Source organism: Pseudoalteromonas sp. '520P1 No. 423' (assembly GCF_001269985.1).
Classification (GTDB): domain Bacteria; phylum Pseudomonadota; class Gammaproteobacteria; order Enterobacterales; family Alteromonadaceae; genus Pseudoalteromonas.
On sequence record NZ_BBZB01000002.1, the window covers coordinates 427,082 to 442,280 of the forward strand.

At 34.5% G+C, this 15,199-nt stretch carries 13 protein-coding genes and 2 pseudogenes; 10 read left to right on the top strand and 5 right to left on the bottom strand.

From position 1 onward, the window contains the following. Positions 1-9 precede the first annotated feature (9 nt). From PSA_RS26605 to galK, 4 genes and pseudogenes are all read left to right on the top strand, one after another. Positions 10-672, top strand: a pseudogene (locus tag PSA_RS26605) (SMP-30/gluconolactonase/LRE family protein). Then, a complete protein-coding gene (locus PSA_RS20545) occupies positions 669-1,556 on the top strand; it encodes an aldose 1-epimerase (RefSeq protein WP_042143782.1) in 888 nt (295 codons plus the stop codon). Before PSA_RS26605 ends, PSA_RS20545 begins: the two are co-directional and overlap by 4 nt. Before the next feature lie 111 nt (positions 1,557-1,667). After that, on the top strand, positions 1,668-2,708 hold the full coding sequence (locus PSA_RS20550) for a UDP-glucose--hexose-1-phosphate uridylyltransferase (protein WP_042143780.1): 1,041 nt from the start codon (positions 1,668-1,670) through the stop codon (positions 2,706-2,708). Position 2,709: 1 nt separating this feature from the next. Next, a complete protein-coding gene (gene galK / locus PSA_RS20555) occupies positions 2,710-3,855 on the top strand; it encodes a galactokinase (protein WP_042143778.1) in 1,146 nt (381 codons plus the stop codon). A gap of 144 nt (positions 3,856-3,999) precedes the next feature. Here the strand turns inward: galK and PSA_RS27355 are convergent, their stop codons facing one another. Continuing rightward, positions 4,000-4,230, bottom strand: a complete 231-nt coding sequence (locus tag PSA_RS27355; protein WP_193216493.1) for a hypothetical protein — start codon at positions 4,228-4,230, stop codon at positions 4,000-4,002. 295 nt (positions 4,231-4,525) lie between these two features. On the opposite strand from PSA_RS27355, the gene PSA_RS20560 reads away from it, so the two are divergent. Beyond that, complete coding sequence (locus PSA_RS20560; protein WP_042143776.1) at positions 4,526-5,320, top strand: hypothetical protein; 795 nt, start codon at positions 4,526-4,528, stop codon at positions 5,318-5,320. A gap of 53 nt (positions 5,321-5,373) precedes the next feature. Here PSA_RS20560 and PSA_RS20565 read toward each other — a convergent pair whose 3' ends face one another. Further along, the gene (locus tag PSA_RS20565) at positions 5,374-5,826 is read right to left on the bottom strand and encodes a GNAT family N-acetyltransferase (RefSeq protein WP_042143773.1); all 453 of its coding nucleotides are present in this window, start codon (positions 5,824-5,826) and stop codon (positions 5,374-5,376) included. Positions 5,827-5,991: 165 nt separating this feature from the next. Beyond that, complete coding sequence (locus tag PSA_RS20570; protein ID WP_127924074.1) at positions 5,992-6,273, bottom strand: hypothetical protein; 282 nt, start codon at positions 6,271-6,273, stop codon at positions 5,992-5,994. Between the two features lie 659 nt (positions 6,274-6,932). Here PSA_RS20570 and PSA_RS20575 point away from each other — a divergent pair. Beyond that, positions 6,933-7,685, top strand: coding sequence for an MBL fold metallo-hydrolase (locus tag PSA_RS20575; RefSeq protein ID WP_042143768.1), 753 nt, complete (start codon positions 6,933-6,935; stop codon positions 7,683-7,685). On the opposite strand, the gene PSA_RS20580 is transcribed toward PSA_RS20575, so the two are convergent. Together PSA_RS20580 and PSA_RS20585 are read right to left on the bottom strand one after the other, a co-directional pair. Next, a complete protein-coding gene (locus PSA_RS20580; protein ID WP_231665454.1) occupies positions 7,682-9,061 on the bottom strand; it encodes a TonB family protein in 1,380 nt (459 codons plus the stop codon). The genes PSA_RS20575 and PSA_RS20580 overlap by 4 nt on opposite strands. Before the next feature lie 357 nt (positions 9,062-9,418). Continuing rightward, the gene (locus PSA_RS20585; RefSeq protein ID WP_042143764.1) at positions 9,419-11,983 is read right to left on the bottom strand and encodes a TonB-dependent receptor; all 2,565 of its coding nucleotides are present in this window, start codon (positions 11,981-11,983) and stop codon (positions 9,419-9,421) included. Between the two features lie 1,122 nt (positions 11,984-13,105). On the opposite strand from PSA_RS20585, the gene PSA_RS20590 reads away from it, so the two are divergent. From PSA_RS20590 to PSA_RS20600, 4 genes and pseudogenes are all read left to right on the top strand, one after another. Beyond that, the gene (locus tag PSA_RS20590; protein ID WP_042143762.1) at positions 13,106-13,489 is read left to right on the top strand and encodes an RNA polymerase sigma factor; all 384 of its coding nucleotides are present in this window, start codon (positions 13,106-13,108) and stop codon (positions 13,487-13,489) included. A 12-nt stretch (positions 13,490-13,501) separates the two neighbouring features. Then, positions 13,502-13,621, top strand: a pseudogene (locus tag PSA_RS27360) (RNA polymerase sigma factor); the annotation flags it as partial. Positions 13,622-13,661: 40 nt separating this feature from the next. Beyond that, the gene (locus PSA_RS20595; protein WP_042143760.1) at positions 13,662-14,243 is read left to right on the top strand and encodes a hypothetical protein; all 582 of its coding nucleotides are present in this window, start codon (positions 13,662-13,664) and stop codon (positions 14,241-14,243) included. Between the two features lie 23 nt (positions 14,244-14,266). Then, complete coding sequence (locus tag PSA_RS20600) at positions 14,267-15,127, top strand: PDZ domain-containing protein (protein WP_042143759.1); 861 nt, start codon at positions 14,267-14,269, stop codon at positions 15,125-15,127. Positions 15,128-15,199: the final 72 nt, after the last annotated feature.

The following is a 15,199-nucleotide window of genomic DNA, read 5'->3' on the forward strand; positions in this document are numbered from 1 at the left end:
AATGACTGAATGAACAATAAAATAACAGCAGAATTAATTACTACAATTAAAGTTAATAGATTTAACGATGGCCGCATTGACCGCCAAGGGCGGTTTTGGGCCGGCACAATGAATGAAAAAGAAACAGCGCCAACAGCAAAATTATATTGTTATGATGATTTTTGTAACAGTCATAAACAATGTACTGAATTGCTTAGTAATATTACTGTTTCAAATGGTTTATGTTTCAGTCCTGATGGCAAAACTATGTATCATACAGACTCTCCAACGCGAGAAATTTATCAATAGGATTTTGATATTAAAACGGCTCAGCTGAGCAATAAAAAGCGATTTGCCATTACCGATGAAGGGTGTTTCCCTGATGGTTCATGTATTGATTAAGCAGGTTACCTTTTGAATGTCCAGTGGGCAGGCAGTCAAATAGTACGTTATCAGCCTGATGGTGAAATAGATTGGGTTCTTAAAATGGATGTATCACAGCCCTCATGTGTGGCAATTGGTGGACCAAATATGGATCTGTTATTTATAACAAGTGCAAAACAAGGGTTAAATAAATCACAACTGAAACAAGATGATAAAGCTGGCCATGTATTTATTTATCAATTGAATGGCATAAAAGGCTTAGCTGAAAATCAATTTGTATTAAATAATGAAACTAAGGTTAACAGATGAGCTGTATCACGTTACAAAATGAAGTTGCAAAGTTAATTATTGATCCAAATATGGGTGGGTGTATTTTACATTACTCAGCAATGATCAATGGCACGTTACGTGATGTTTTTCGAAACGCCGATGATGCAAATTCTATACATGATAGTGCAAGCTTTGCTTTAGTGCCTTTTTCAAATCGGATTAAAAATGGACAATTTGATTGGCAAGATAAACAGATAAAGCTCCCTTTAAATCACTTACCTGAAAAACATGTTATTCATGGTCATGGTTGGCAAACCTCGTGGCAAGTAATATCAAACAGTGGGAGTGAAGTAAGGATAGAGTATAAACATAAAGCGGATGCTTGGCCATTTAGTTATCTTGCAAGACAAAGTTTTAAACTGATAGATACGACATTAAAAATGTCGATGACTTTAACTAATTTATCAGCTGAGAAAATGCCCGCAGGTTTAGGTTTTCATCCCTTTTTTACTCGAACACAAAAGTGCACGTTACATACAAATATATCCCAAATGTGGGCAGTTGATAATGAGTGTATGCCAACACACATTACCAATGCACCAGAGGCTTTTAAAGATAAACAAGGACATATAATTAATGATGCGGTACTTGATAATGTATTCATTAACTTCCCTTATCAGGCTTCAATTTACTGGCCAGAATGGCAAGCAAAAGCTGATATCACTACATCAAATAACTGTGACTTTTTGGTTGTATATAGCCCAGATAAAACTGGTTTTGTATGTATAGAGCCAGTATCACACTGTACTGATGCGATTAATATGGCAGAAGCAGGTGATAAAAATACCGGCATTAAATCTCTATCTCCTCAAGAGGAAATGCATATTTGGATGAATATTTCGCCTAAACCTATTATTACGTAATGTAATTAAAATACTTTCCAGGCATTATTTTGTATACAAATTTTAAATCATATTTATAATACAAATAATTATAAGTGATGAAGTCACATGCTTAGGGTCTGGAGAAATAGTATGAATAATTTAGAGTTTACCCATAGACGTCAAAATCCATTGACGGGAGATTGGGTGTTAGTGTCTCCACATAGAAATAACCGACCTTGGCTTGGCGCAACCGAAAGCACTTCAAATTATGATTTACCTGAGCATGATGCAACATGCCCATTATGTCCTGGTAATAATAGAGCTAATAATGAATCTAATCCTGATTATAAAAATACTTTTGTATTTATTAATGATTTTGGCGCGTTAGTAAATGAGCAAATACAAACACAAAATTTAGCAAATAATGATCCATTATTTAAGGCTAATATTGCCAATGGTGAATGTCGTGTTGTATGTTTTTCACCTAAACATAATAAGTCTTTACCTGAATTATCGACAGCTGAAATAGACGCTGTCATTAATACGTGGCAAAGCAATTATATTGAGCTTGCTAGTACATACAACTGTGTACACATTTTTGAAAATAAAGGCGCTGTTATGGGATGCTCTCAGCCTCATCCTCATGGTCAAATTTGGGCTCATGATCATTTATCTACAGAAGTTTTATTAGAAGATACAAACCAATTAACTTATCAAAAGCGGCATGGCACAAATTTATTAGATGACTATGTAACGCGAGAAATTGAGAATCAATCAAGAATGGTTCTTGAAAATGAACATTGGCTCGTTGTTGTGCCTTTTTGGGCTGCCTGGCCATTTGAAACACTATTGATAGCTAAAGAGGATGTTCGACATTTTGGTCAATTAACACAGGCGCATAAGTTATCACTTTCTTTGGCTTTAAAAGCGCTAACGACTCGTTATGACAATGTATTCAACTGTAGCTTTCCATATTCTATGGGCTGGCATAATGCACCCTCAAATTTAGATGATGACAGTCATTGGCGATTACATGCTCATTTTTATCCACCTCTTTTACGTTCTGAATCTGTAAAAAAACATATGGTGGGATACGAAATGTTAGCTGAAAGCCAAAGAGATCTTAGTGCAGAAACTGCAGCTAAAATATTACGCTCAGCCAGTACAACACATTATAAACTAGGAAAATAAAATGAACCTTGATGCTTTATCTAAAGGATTTAAAGCCATTTTTGACTGTGAACCAACTGGCATTGCTAGCTCGCCTGGTAGAGTCAATTTAATTGGTGAATTTACAGATTATAATGATGGTTATGTTTTGCCATGTGCATTGGAATTTACTACCCAAGTTGGCTTTGCTCAAAGAGACGATGACCTCGTTGTAGTACATTCGTTTCAATATCCAAATGAACAAGACAGCTTTAATTTAGCTGATGAAATTACGCAAGGTGATTCACAGTGGGGCAATTATATTCGTGCAGTTGCTTTTGTATTAAAGCGCAGTGGTAAAAAACTCAAAGGCATGAATTTATTAATTGAAAGTAATGTACCGCAAGGCGCGGGGTTATCTTCGTCAGCAGCACTAGAAGTTGCAGTAGGCGGTGCATTTAATCATGTAAGTGATCTTGGTTTATCTAAGCAAGGGTTAGCGTTATTTGGTCAGCAAGCTGAAAATGACTTTATGGACTGCCAGTGCGGTATCATGGATCAACTCATATCAGCAAAAGGTCAAAAAAATAACGCATTACTGATTGATTGTGAATCTTTAGCAACAAAATCAGTTTCGATCCCTGAAGATTTAAATTTAGTAATTATCAATTCTAATTATCCAAGAAAACTCGTTGATAGTGAATATAACCAGCGCCGAATAGATTGCGAGCAAGCAGCTAAAAAGTTGGGTATCAAAACATTACGCCATGGTACTATTGAAATGCTTAATGTTGCTAAATCTGATTTAACTAGCAATGAATATAAGCGTGCACACCATGTTATTAGTGAAAATAGCCGAGTAATAAAAGCGACAGAGGCACTAAAAAACAACGATATGGCAAGTTTATGCGCGCTGATGGCAGCATCTCACCATTCTTTAAAACATGATTTTGAAGTAACAGTGCCAGCGACAGATGGTTTAGTTGAAATATGTAAAGGGGCTTTACAAAGTCGTGGCGCAGTACGTATGACAGGTGGTGGCTTTGGCGGTGCAATTGTGTGTTTATGCCGTGACGTTGATATAAAACTCATTAAACAAGCTGTTGAAGATAATTATACTCAAAACTTTAATTTAGAAGCTTCAATTTTTGTTTGCAAAGCGGCTGACGGTTTTTTAATCATGGAATAAGAATTGCGTAATTAAAGTGTACTTAAAATTGTACGAGCATAGTAATATAATTTTTGATCACACTAAAACCCTAAACACATGTTTAGGGTTTTTTATTAATTTTTGCGAATTTTAAATATTGAATTTGTAATGAGTTTTATTCGGTTAAGTAACCGTCCATTGTCTTAATAAGTTAGCATGGGTCTTAGTGATTTTATCAAATGCATCCGTTTTTCCATTTAGCTTCATTATCTCTTTTCGTGCAGAGTCTAAATCACATAATATTTCACGTTGTGATGAAAGCGGAATATGACTTTCTATCCAAGTTAAAGCTACTTTTCTAGAACCTGATGTAACTGTGTTAAGACGATGAAGCGTTGTACTTGGGTAAATGATGCATCATCGCTTTAGCATAAGCTGCACCGGAAAAGTCGGGATGCTGAATCAATGAACTTAATAAGCATTGCTCTTTAGGGGAAGTATAAATAGAAAAGGGTAATAGTTGTTCAGTCTTTGGGCTTTTGAACAGAACAATTAGATTTTGCATATATAAAAATCATTCATTAAATAGGTAGGGTATAAATAATTTTTATGAATAACATAGTGATAGATATTGTACCTTATTTGAAAATTAAGTATAGTCAATCCATATACATTGGAGTATACACTCAAAAAATTAAAGGATTAAGATATGAATACAAAATGGATTTTTGTTATTTGTTCGTGTGTGTTTTTAAATGGATGTTTAGAAAGCCATGATGACTATTATAAAGCACATATTAATGAGGCTGAACTTAAGTCTCACAGTTGTAATCTTTCCCTAAATAATGCCCTATCAATAAAAGATCATGCGAAAGCTGATGAGATTTCTGAAAATTATGAATGTATTGCCGCAATTAAAGTATATAAGGCATATAAGCAGCGCATTGAACAAGACCATAAGATAAAAGAAAAATTAGTAGCTAAAAGATTAGAACAAATTAATCAAAAAAAGTTTGATAATGAATATGCCGCACAGCTGCTTTTATTGAAAGACTTACCATATTTAAATTATTTGACGATTAAAAAACAATGTAAAAATGTGCCTGTCGCTTCTATAAATATAAGAGCAAGATGTAAAGCATATAATGATTCTTTTGAAGCAAAACAGGCAAGTGAAATAGTGGCGTTACAAAAAAAATATAAAGGCCCAGAACTGGAAGTATTTAGAGATAAAGCGTGTACGGGCAAAAATTTTGACCAAGTGTATTGTGGTTTGGCTATGGTCGCAGCTAAAAATCAAATAAAGCAACTAAAAGAAGAGTACATCTCAAATGAAAATAAGCTAAAAGCAGACTTTAATCAATGCCAAAAAACTTATACTAAACTAATTGAGCAAGGTGAAAGACGCCAAGCTCAGAAGCTATTATTAAGTTATCAGTGTAAAATTGTGGGAGATTCTGCTCGAAAGCTTAATGTATATAACTTTAAAAAAGCAATTTTATAAAATTGATTTATCGGGATGAAAACCCCGATTTTTGTAATACAGTAAACTAGATTTTATTCATTTAAATTCCAGCGAAACAGTCCTTTGATATCTAGTTGAGCACCCAAATTTTGGTAGAATTTAATCGCTCTGTGATTATCTTGCTCAACTTCCCAACGAATGCGAGATGCGCCATTTTTTATCCAAACCTCTTTAGTTTTAAGCATTAAGGCTTCACCTACTTTTTGGCCGCGAAATTTATTCCAAACAAAAACATCGTCTATATTCATATTGGTAGCACCTAACCAAATTGAATAATTCCATGTATAAGAAAAATATCCTGCTATTTCACCATTAACTTCTGCCAATAGTGCGCCAAATGAGGAGTTTTCACTGAACCCAACTTGTTCTAATTCAGTTTTACTTGTTAGCACATACTGGGCTTGTTGATGATGCTCTGCAATAGCGATAATCAAACTGTATAAGGTATCAATATCGGCTACTGTTGCTTCTTTTATGATGACCATAAGGACTCCTTTTTATAAACTAATTGTTCGCATTATGTTAGCAACGGAGCCCGTCATTTTTGTATAAATAATACCGTTATTATTGACATCAAAATCGACTTTTTTGGTGATTCTTGCCAAATCTTACTCGTTTTTTCTTTAAATGAGTAATGAACTAACGTATTTTCAATTGTTGATGATTGACAAATAAGGCCTGTAGCTGTGACCTGAAGTCGGTGGCTCATTAAAGTTTTTGAATCGCATTACTTGAGAGCTATGATCGGCTATAAAATAATAAACATCATCAGTAGGAGAATATACACCATCTTGATAGCCTAATGGTAAGCTAGAAATTTCTTGTTTTTCTTTGCCATAATTCGTATGCTTGATGAGGTGAAGGATGAATAATGCTCTTATTGTCGTGATGCCAGCGAAATAATGTTCTGAAGCTGATAGCGCAGTGCTCACTGGTGTTTTCAAATGTGAGGTTATAACTTTCTTTTTAAGCCAATACGTGTCGGCGAAAATCGATACTATAAGTCATCAAAGTATTATTTCATATTATTTTGATTTAGCTATATAAAGCTAGCTACAAATATAACACCTTTCATATTAGTGAGATCTTGCTTTAGTAACTCTAGAACTATGTCCCCCGAAAACGACTCTGCTAGTAAGATATACTCTTCTTTTGGAAATTGCTTTTCTAATCATTTAGCTAAATAAGAATGATCTTGAGGTCCCTGTTGTGGCAAGGCCATAACTAAATAATCACCCTCATGGTATGACAGGAACTCTTCAAATAGTTCTCCTGCTCTAATTATGATCAAATTTAAAAATATCTAACCTTTAAAACATTCTCTTTTATTGTACTGTTACAATCGATTTCTTCAAGATGATCCAAAAAGCATGAAATCAGCAGACAGATATTTATTTTACGTTTGCCGTACTTGAAAATATCACCGAATGATTCAAGTCGCTTAGAAAATAATTTGAATAAATTTGGATTAAGATACAGTGATATTTTGGAACTAAATTGTACATATCAGATTAAACCTTTGAAGGTCAGACCAGTTGATGCATAATCAATATTATTACGTGATTAATTGCGCTCATGCGTCTGTGTCAAAATGAAACTACATAGAATGGAAGGCTATATTCAATCTATTTATTTAGCTGAATATCCTGAAAAACTTTTATTATTAGATGGTTGTAGCAGAGCTGATATACCTGTTTTAAAAACCTTTATAACGCAAACATTACAACGCTCATTTAGCGATTTAAAACTCGTTGTTGTGACTCATATGCATCCAGATCATGCAGGTGCTGCTCATAAACTGAGAGATTTAACAGGCTGTTCCATTGCCGCATCTAATGTTGATGGTCAATGGTATCAGGGGTTTGATGGTAAGTTAATGCATTTAACAGATATGTTATTAGCTAAATGGGTTGCTAAGCGTTTAAATAAGCCCGCGAGTAAAGTGTGGTATCCAAGTAAATTAAATCCAGACTACAAACTCGATGATGGGCAAGTTTTACCTAATTTTGAGGATTGGATTTGTATTTCAACACAAGGTCATACAGATAGAGATATCTCGCTACATCACGTGCCAACAAATAAAATTTACGTCGCAGACTTAATGGTGACGGTAAAAGAGCACTTTATACCACCTTTTCCTGTATTTTACCCAAATAGATACAGAGACTCATTATATAAAATAATAGACTTAAAACCTGATAGCATCATTTTAGCCCATGGAGGGGAAGTACAACCAACTAAGCAACAATTACAATACTTATTATCAAAATCGCCAAAAATACCAAAAACTCACTGGCGTGCTGTAAAACTCAGAATTAAAAGTATAATTAAGAGAACAAGTTAAGACTTATTTAGTTTAGTTATAAATTGCTGAACTTTAACGGTAGAAAAACCTTTTGATTGAGCAGCATTAAGGGCTGATAACGCGATTTTTTTTGCTGATTTTAGATCTTTTTTGAGTAACGATAATTTTGCAGAATTTAATAAAACTTCAGGGTGCGAATCGTCTATTTCTAAACCTTGCTCTATTAAAGAAACCACTTCTTGTGAAGTATTTTGTTTGTCTAAGTATAAAGTTGTTAAATCTCTAATCGCTCTAAAGTACCCTTGTTCACTGGCTGTATTTAACCAACCAATAGCTTTTATTTCATCATATTCAATATGTTGACGATTAAGTAATTCACGACCTAACCTATATTGCGCAGGTGCAAAACCACTTTGCGCAGCAAGTAAAATCCAATTAAGGCCTTTTTTACGATCTTGCTGAGTTTGTTCACCATTTAATAAGTTAGCACCCAATCTATATTGAGAATTAGCAAAACCATTGCTCGCTGATTTTAACAACAGATCTGAGCCCGCATTATCTTGATGCCAATGATATTTTAACAAACGCGTGGCGTTATGTTCATCTGCACTTAACCAATTGGCAATGTAATATTGTACTAATGAATTACCTTGCTCAGCTTGCTCTATCAGTTTGTTTATTTTTTTCTGATATTGCTTTTGTTGTTTAGCAAAGCTTTGCTTATACCGTTTACCTTTATAGGTTGTGAAATGATATAACAAAGAACGGTTATAAAAGGTTTTAGCTTCACCATTTTCTATAAAAGGTTTATATTGCCAGCGGCGTACAGCATTTGTTATCGCGCGATTAAAAGTATTGTTAGGATAAGAGTCTAATATTTCTATATCTTTTACAGCGCCGCTAACGTCAATATCAAATTCAAGCCAAACCCAGCCTTCCAAACCTTTTTCATAAGCTTGTTCGGGGTATTGTGCATCAACTGTATATTCTCTAATGGGTGCCTGTTGACTTTTTTGTGCCTCATCAAAAATGGGTAGTAACTGCTTAAAAAACACTTTATATGAATGTACTTTTGTCAGTGCTTTATAATCTGATTCAAGTGCTTTTTTATCTGCGACTTGTGAAGCGATTAGAGCGGCATGTTCACCTGCATCTGCTAAACCATAATCAGCGGCAAGTAAAAACCATGAGTGGGCTTTTATTATACTTTTATCAACACCTTGGCCATGTAAATACATCACCGCAATATTATAAATAGCGTCTTTGTTACCTAATTTTGCCAGTTGTTCAAACTGTTCAAATGCCAAACTGTAGTTTGCTTGATGATAATTGACAGTTGCTGATAATAAATCAGCTTTGATACTGTTTGAAAACAGTGCCAACCAACTCATTAATAGCAAAATTCTGAAATTCACCTGACGCATACTACCTTATATTTAAAATAATTAAATTCCATTGTAACTGAATGATTCTATGGAATATAGGCCATAAACCTGTGCATTTTAGATTAATCATGTATTTATTGGTATTGATATTATTACCAAAAACTAAAAAAGCAGCTAGTTATAAACTAGCTGCTTGCCTCTTGCGGGAAACAAGAGATGACCTTCCATGGTGATACCAGTTGTAGTAATTAAATCCCCACTCAGCGAGAATTTACATAATACAACTGTTATTAGTCTAAATGCCTGTGTTAGCAAGTTGATTGAGCCTTTGTTTACTTCAGGGGAGGCTCAGACTACCGATAAATAGACTAAATTCTTATAAAAAATTTAAAAGTTAAAACGAACACCTGCTACATATCTGCGACCATCAGCATATACACCTGTTAAAGCTTGCTCTACACCTTTTGCTTGGTAGCTAAATGTATGCTCATTCGTTAAGTTAATCGCCTCTAAAACAACAGCAAGGTTTTCGTTCACGTTATAAGTAATATTGGCATCAACTTGACCATAAGCATCAATGTAACCAGGCCAATCAAAACCAGAATCATAGCCACTGCGGTAGTTGTAAGAAATACGACCGCTTAGCGTTTCATTTTCATAATAAGAGCTTAAGTTAACAGTATGCTCTGAGTTACCAGGGATAGTGATATCTTCACCAGCTGAATTTTTAGCTTCTCCATCTACGAATGTATAATTAGCCGATACACCAAACCCTTGATAAAGTTCTTGTTGAAAACCAAGCTCTAAACCTTGAATAGTACCGCCTTTACCATTTACAGGTCGGCTAATACGTACTTCTACGCCTTCATGGATTTCAAAAGCAGCAGGGCGGTCAATAAATGATTGAATATCTTTATGGAAAAACGCTGCAGAGAAAATGCCAGCCTCGCTAAAGTACCATTCAACACCGGCATCAAACTGTGTTGCACGATATGGGTCAATATCAGAGTTACCACCTGTACCGGTTTGAGTTTCAAGGTTATATGATGTTGATGCGGTCATAGAGTTATAATCAGGTCGAGACATAACACGTGCAGCTGCAAGCCTTAAAACTAAATCATCATCTAAATCGATTGCTAAGTTAATGCTTGGTAATACATCAAAGTAGTCTTTATCTTTTACAACCCAAACCTCACTACCAGAAGCGCCTTCATATGCACCTGATGATTGTTGTGTTTGCACTAAACGAACACCTATATTACCGCGCATGCCTTCAACGTCGATTGTCGCTTTTGCATAACCCGCTGTAATTTTTTCATTAATATCAAACGTACTGGCTTTTAGTACGCGATAATCCCAATCTAGTGCATCACCTTCGCGGCGTACTTTATCAGAATCAGTAATTGCATAATCTTTTAACGTACCATTTGAGCCTATGCTACTTTGATAATCAGATGGTATTCCAAGAGAATAATCATCTAAACTCCAGTTTAAATCTGTTTTAGCATCTGTTGTGTGTTTGGTATTAAAACGAGAATGGTCACGATATTTAACACCAAATTTAATGTTACTAAATACAGATACATCAATCGCACGATCAAAATCTAACTGTACGTAACCTTCATCATCTTTTGCATCATTACTATCGTAACGTAAGAAACCTAAGTCCCAATTTTTGCCATCAGCAGGATCAGCACCATAGCTCGTTTTGATATCTTCAGTAGATGAAATATCATAGCTATGAACATAATTACCTTCCCAACCAACACTTCTGTCTTCCGATGAACCGCCGCTACCTTTGGTATAACCTAAGTGAATACTCGAATTCCACACTTCACCTTCGTGCTCTACTTTTAAGTCATAAGATTGTGTTTTTAATTTTGAGTTACGTACTTTTGTTTCATCAAGAATATTATTGCCATCAGGAGATAAACCAAATGTACCAGCTGTGGCCATAGTGCCCACTTTACTGTGCTCAGTTAAAGTAATATCTGTATATTCAGAACCACCGTAACCAGGGAGCCATAAGAAGTTTTGGTTTTCGTTATTGGCTTCTAAAGCAGAATCTAACGCATTAAATGTAATATCTAATGCATCAGTCGGGCGGTATTGCAGGGTAAAGTTTAAACCTGTGCGAACACGTTCTTGTAAAAACATAGCAGAACCACCACCGCCAGAGCTATATACATCTTCATGCACAGTGCCATCAGCCATTTTAATATCACGTTTCGCCCAACTCCATGATTCAATACCATCACGACGCAGGTTACGCTGTTGTCGCACAACAGAGATTAACGCACCGATAGTTTCTTCATCATTTTTCCAGCTATACATACCAGAAAGTTGCGGATCGGTTTCACCTGATACTTCACTGTATTGCGCAAGTACGGAACCCGCAATTTTGTTAGCCTCTAAATCGAGTGGTTTTCGTGTACGTACTATTACCGTACCACCAATTGAACCTTCATCAATATCAGCTTCTGGTGATTTATATACTTCAAGGCCAGATACGATTTCCGAAGGCAACATAGTGTAGTTAAAACCACGACTAGCCGCAGAGTTTGTCCACCAATCTGCAGAACCAACAGCTTGGCCATTTAATAATGTACGGTTTTGACTTTCTGTTGTGCCACGAATACTAATTCGTTCACCTTCACCAAAGTTACGAGAAATAGAAACGCCAGTGATACGTTGTAATGATTCCGCGACATTTTGATCAGGAAATTTACCAATATCTTCAGCGGTAACAGCATCAACAACTGAAGTTGCATAGCGTTTTGTATTGATAGATTTTACAACGCTGCCTCTGATCCCTTTTACTTCAATTACTTCTACTTCATCTGCTTTTACTTTTGATTCTTGTGCTAAAGCCATAGGCGCAATTCCTAACCCTGAACTTAATAACCCTGCACTGATCGCTAAATGTAGCTTACTCATTTTTAACTTTGACATTTTGATTCCCCTTGGTGTTTAAAAAGCGTGTTTAAAAAACAGTTAGGCAAACGCTTTATTAGTTGTTAATAGATTCCTAATCATTCAGCTTTATAGATATTTTTAATAACCAATTTAAACTAAATAATTATGTATTAACGCCTGCTTAACTTTTTTGTAACGCAAACAAGGTGAGTGGTCTTGAATTGAAGTGAAAAGTTGTGAAAATAAAAAAATTTAAAATATAGTGATTTAATATCAATAATATAAAACAAATAAAAACATAAATCTTTTTGATTAATTATGATTAAGTTAAGTTTACTTATTGAGTTTTTGGAAAAATCAGTATCCAAAAGAACAAATAACATGTTATTAAAAAATGGCTCTGTTGTAGCTAATTGTTGTCTATACTTATCAGTGCTCATAATGCATTGAAGGTAAAGACAATGAAGACAAAATAATTCACTCTAAAACTTAACCAAATAACTTCAGCACTTTTATCTATGACACCAGCACAAAGAGTGGTCGTTCATCAATCAATTAGAACATCTCAAGTAGAAATGCCCATCCAGGAACTGTTTTAGCCTATTTTTGATCCGAACGCTTCTTTTGTGCAAGCTAGTAAAGATAAATCAGGAGATACGGCCGGGTTTAGTTCATCACCTAAATCTCTCGTAAAAGGTTTTATTTGTTTGGTTTGTATTTGATTTGAGCCATTAAAATAAAAAGCCGCAATCAGTGTGATTATAATTAGTATTAAAACAGTTGTAATTCTTCTTGATGATAAAATTAAGCCGTTGGGTGGTGCCTATAGTTCAGCCAAAAAAACGAGCCTCATGTAGTAGTTGATGGCGGTTTGATCACAGGGAAAAATCCTGCATCAGCTATTCCCATGACAAAAAGTTTGATTGCTATTTTAGCAACTTAAAAGCCACGCTAAATCAAATATAATAACGAAGTGTATTGTTTGTATGCTTCGTTACTCAGTAAATTATTGTTTTACTTAATCTTATAAATCCCTTAAGTATGTTATAAACACTTCCCCTTAACAAAAAATTAAAATTTAAAACAAATAAATAATTTTGTAACCCTTTTTAATTTTCAAATGTCTTTATTAGTAACGGATCATAAAAAGAATAATAAATGTCGAAAATAGGATTTCAAAAACAGCTACCTCAAGCCGTAATTGATAAGGCTATCAATGGGGATATGGTGGCCTTAGAAACGGTTTATCTTACTTATGCAGATGCGTGTTTCAGTTTGGCTTTTAGAATAAGCCAAGATCAAGCGTTAGCACAAGATATCGTGCAAGAAGCTTTTATAAAAGTAATAAATAAAATTGGTAACTTTAAAAATGAAGGCTCATTTGCAGGGTGGATCAGAAGACTTGTGGTGAATGAAACTATTAATCGTGTTAAATCACAAAGCATTTTACGATTAGTCGTTCAAGATGAGGTTGAAGAACCTGCTTCAAAAGATTTATTTGATTTTAATTGGCTAATTATTTGCCAGGATTTAGATGAATGATTAAAAAATCTATCAACTGAAAGCCGTGCTGTTTTGCTTTTGCATGAAGTAGAAGGTTATACCCATAAAGAAATAGCGGGCTTATATGGTAAATCTGAAAGCTATTCAAAAGTGACCTTGAGTCGTGCATAAAAAAATTTACAGAAACAAGTTAAAGAGCAGGAGAAATATAATGCATTTAAATGATGATCAATTACTTGAACCTACTGGTGAACAAAGTCGTCATGTTAATAGCTGTGAATTGTGCTCTAGCAGACTTGAAAATCTAAAAGGAATGAAAGCACAGTTACAGAATATGCCTCAATTGAGTATGCCAAATAAAAGCTGGCAAAATTTACGACTTAAGCACCAAGTTTCACAGAATAAAATACAGTTAGAATTGAATAAAAAGCGTATGCATAGATGGAAGTTGAGTAGCTTAGCATTAGCAGCCTCTATTTTATTAGTATTATTGGTACCTCAAATAAAAGATTCCGAAGAGATAACAATTGACTCTAATCAGCAAATTACCCAGTTAATAGAGCAAAATAATTGGTTGCAGCAAGAGTTATTTAAAACGAATTTAGCGCTTGATTCTAAACAAGTTGATTTAAGTTTAGTGAGCTCTCAGTTAAGTATTTTAGACTCATCAATTCAACAAACTTATATGAATCAACTGCCTGCAGAAGAAGTGTCTAAGTTATGGCAAAGGCGGCTTGAGATCATCAAAAATAAAATAGCAGAAACACCTTTAGAAGCCGAAGTACAAATTTAACGATTTAAACATAAGGAATTCAAATGAATGTAACAAAATTTACAACATTATTTATATGCTTAATAATGTTTACATTTAATAATGCATTAGCTCAAAACTATACCCAAGATTCAAAAGTATTATTAAAAAATCTACAGCGAAAAATTATACATACTTTACTTTATGTCTCTGAAAATGAAGTTAATGCGGGTAAGAAAATGCATGATTTTAGCTATAATTTATCATTGCCTGCAAATCAGCATTTTAATTTAGGTTTGGTAATTGGTCCATATAACTCTGGATTGGGTTATGAAGTGATTTCAGTGACGCCAGGCAGTGAAGCTGAGGAGCAAGGGATTAAAGTACATGATTATATTACTGAAATAAATCAAATTGCAGTTGAAAAGCTACCAACCAGTGAAATCTTAAATGTTTTATATAAATTGAAAGCAGATCAGAATCTCACCTTAGGTATTAAATCTGGAAATGATTTTAAAACTATATCTCCTAAGTTATCTGTTATTGATGTGCCAAGAGTTTTTTTTAATGTAGGAGCTCGATTGGATAATGTTGCCAATCAACATTATCCAGAAAATTCCTGTGGCAGAGTAACTGTACATATTAGGCCTCCTTCATCAATGGGTAGCTTTGGAGCCTTTAGTTTTAGGCGAATCGACAATCGTGGAGTGTCATATGAATTGAATACAGCAAAATTGTCAGCAGGAAAGCATCAAATCGATTTTGCGCGATCTATTTTTAATGGTGATGCTGTATTTGAAAAACTGGCACCAATTGAAATCGATATACAACCTAATAAACGTTACTTCGTAGCGGAGAAAATAATAAATGGAACACGTAAAATCGTAAATTGGCGCACTGAAACAGATGAATGTATCAATAATTAATAAGAGGAGTTCACTATGAAATATATTAAATTAATTTGTTTTTTAAGCTTTAGTTTATTGGCATTTACAACT

Coding starts and splice junctions, on each gene's coding strand:
- PSA_RS20545 (WP_042143782.1), top strand. CDS start 669: ATGAGCTGTATCACGTTACAAAATGAAGTTGCAAAGTTAATTATTGAT.
- PSA_RS20550 (WP_042143780.1), top strand. CDS start 1,668: ATGAATAATTTAGAGTTTACCCATAGACGTCAAAATCCATTGACGGGA.
- galK (WP_042143778.1), top strand. CDS start 2,710: ATGAACCTTGATGCTTTATCTAAAGGATTTAAAGCCATTTTTGACTGT.
- PSA_RS20560 (WP_042143776.1), top strand. CDS start 4,526: ATGAATACAAAATGGATTTTTGTTATTTGTTCGTGTGTGTTTTTAAAT.
- PSA_RS20565 (WP_042143773.1), bottom strand. CDS start 5,826: ATGGTCATCATAAAAGAAGCAACAGTAGCCGATATTGATACCTTATAC.
- PSA_RS20575 (WP_042143768.1), top strand. CDS start 6,933: ATGAAACTACATAGAATGGAAGGCTATATTCAATCTATTTATTTAGCT.
- PSA_RS20585 (WP_042143764.1), bottom strand. CDS start 11,983: ATGTCAAAGTTAAAAATGAGTAAGCTACATTTAGCGATCAGTGCAGGG.
- PSA_RS20590 (WP_042143762.1), top strand. CDS start 13,106: ATGTCGAAAATAGGATTTCAAAAACAGCTACCTCAAGCCGTAATTGAT.
- PSA_RS20595 (WP_042143760.1), top strand. CDS start 13,662: ATGCATTTAAATGATGATCAATTACTTGAACCTACTGGTGAACAAAGT.
- PSA_RS20600 (WP_042143759.1), top strand. CDS start 14,267: ATGAATGTAACAAAATTTACAACATTATTTATATGCTTAATAATGTTT.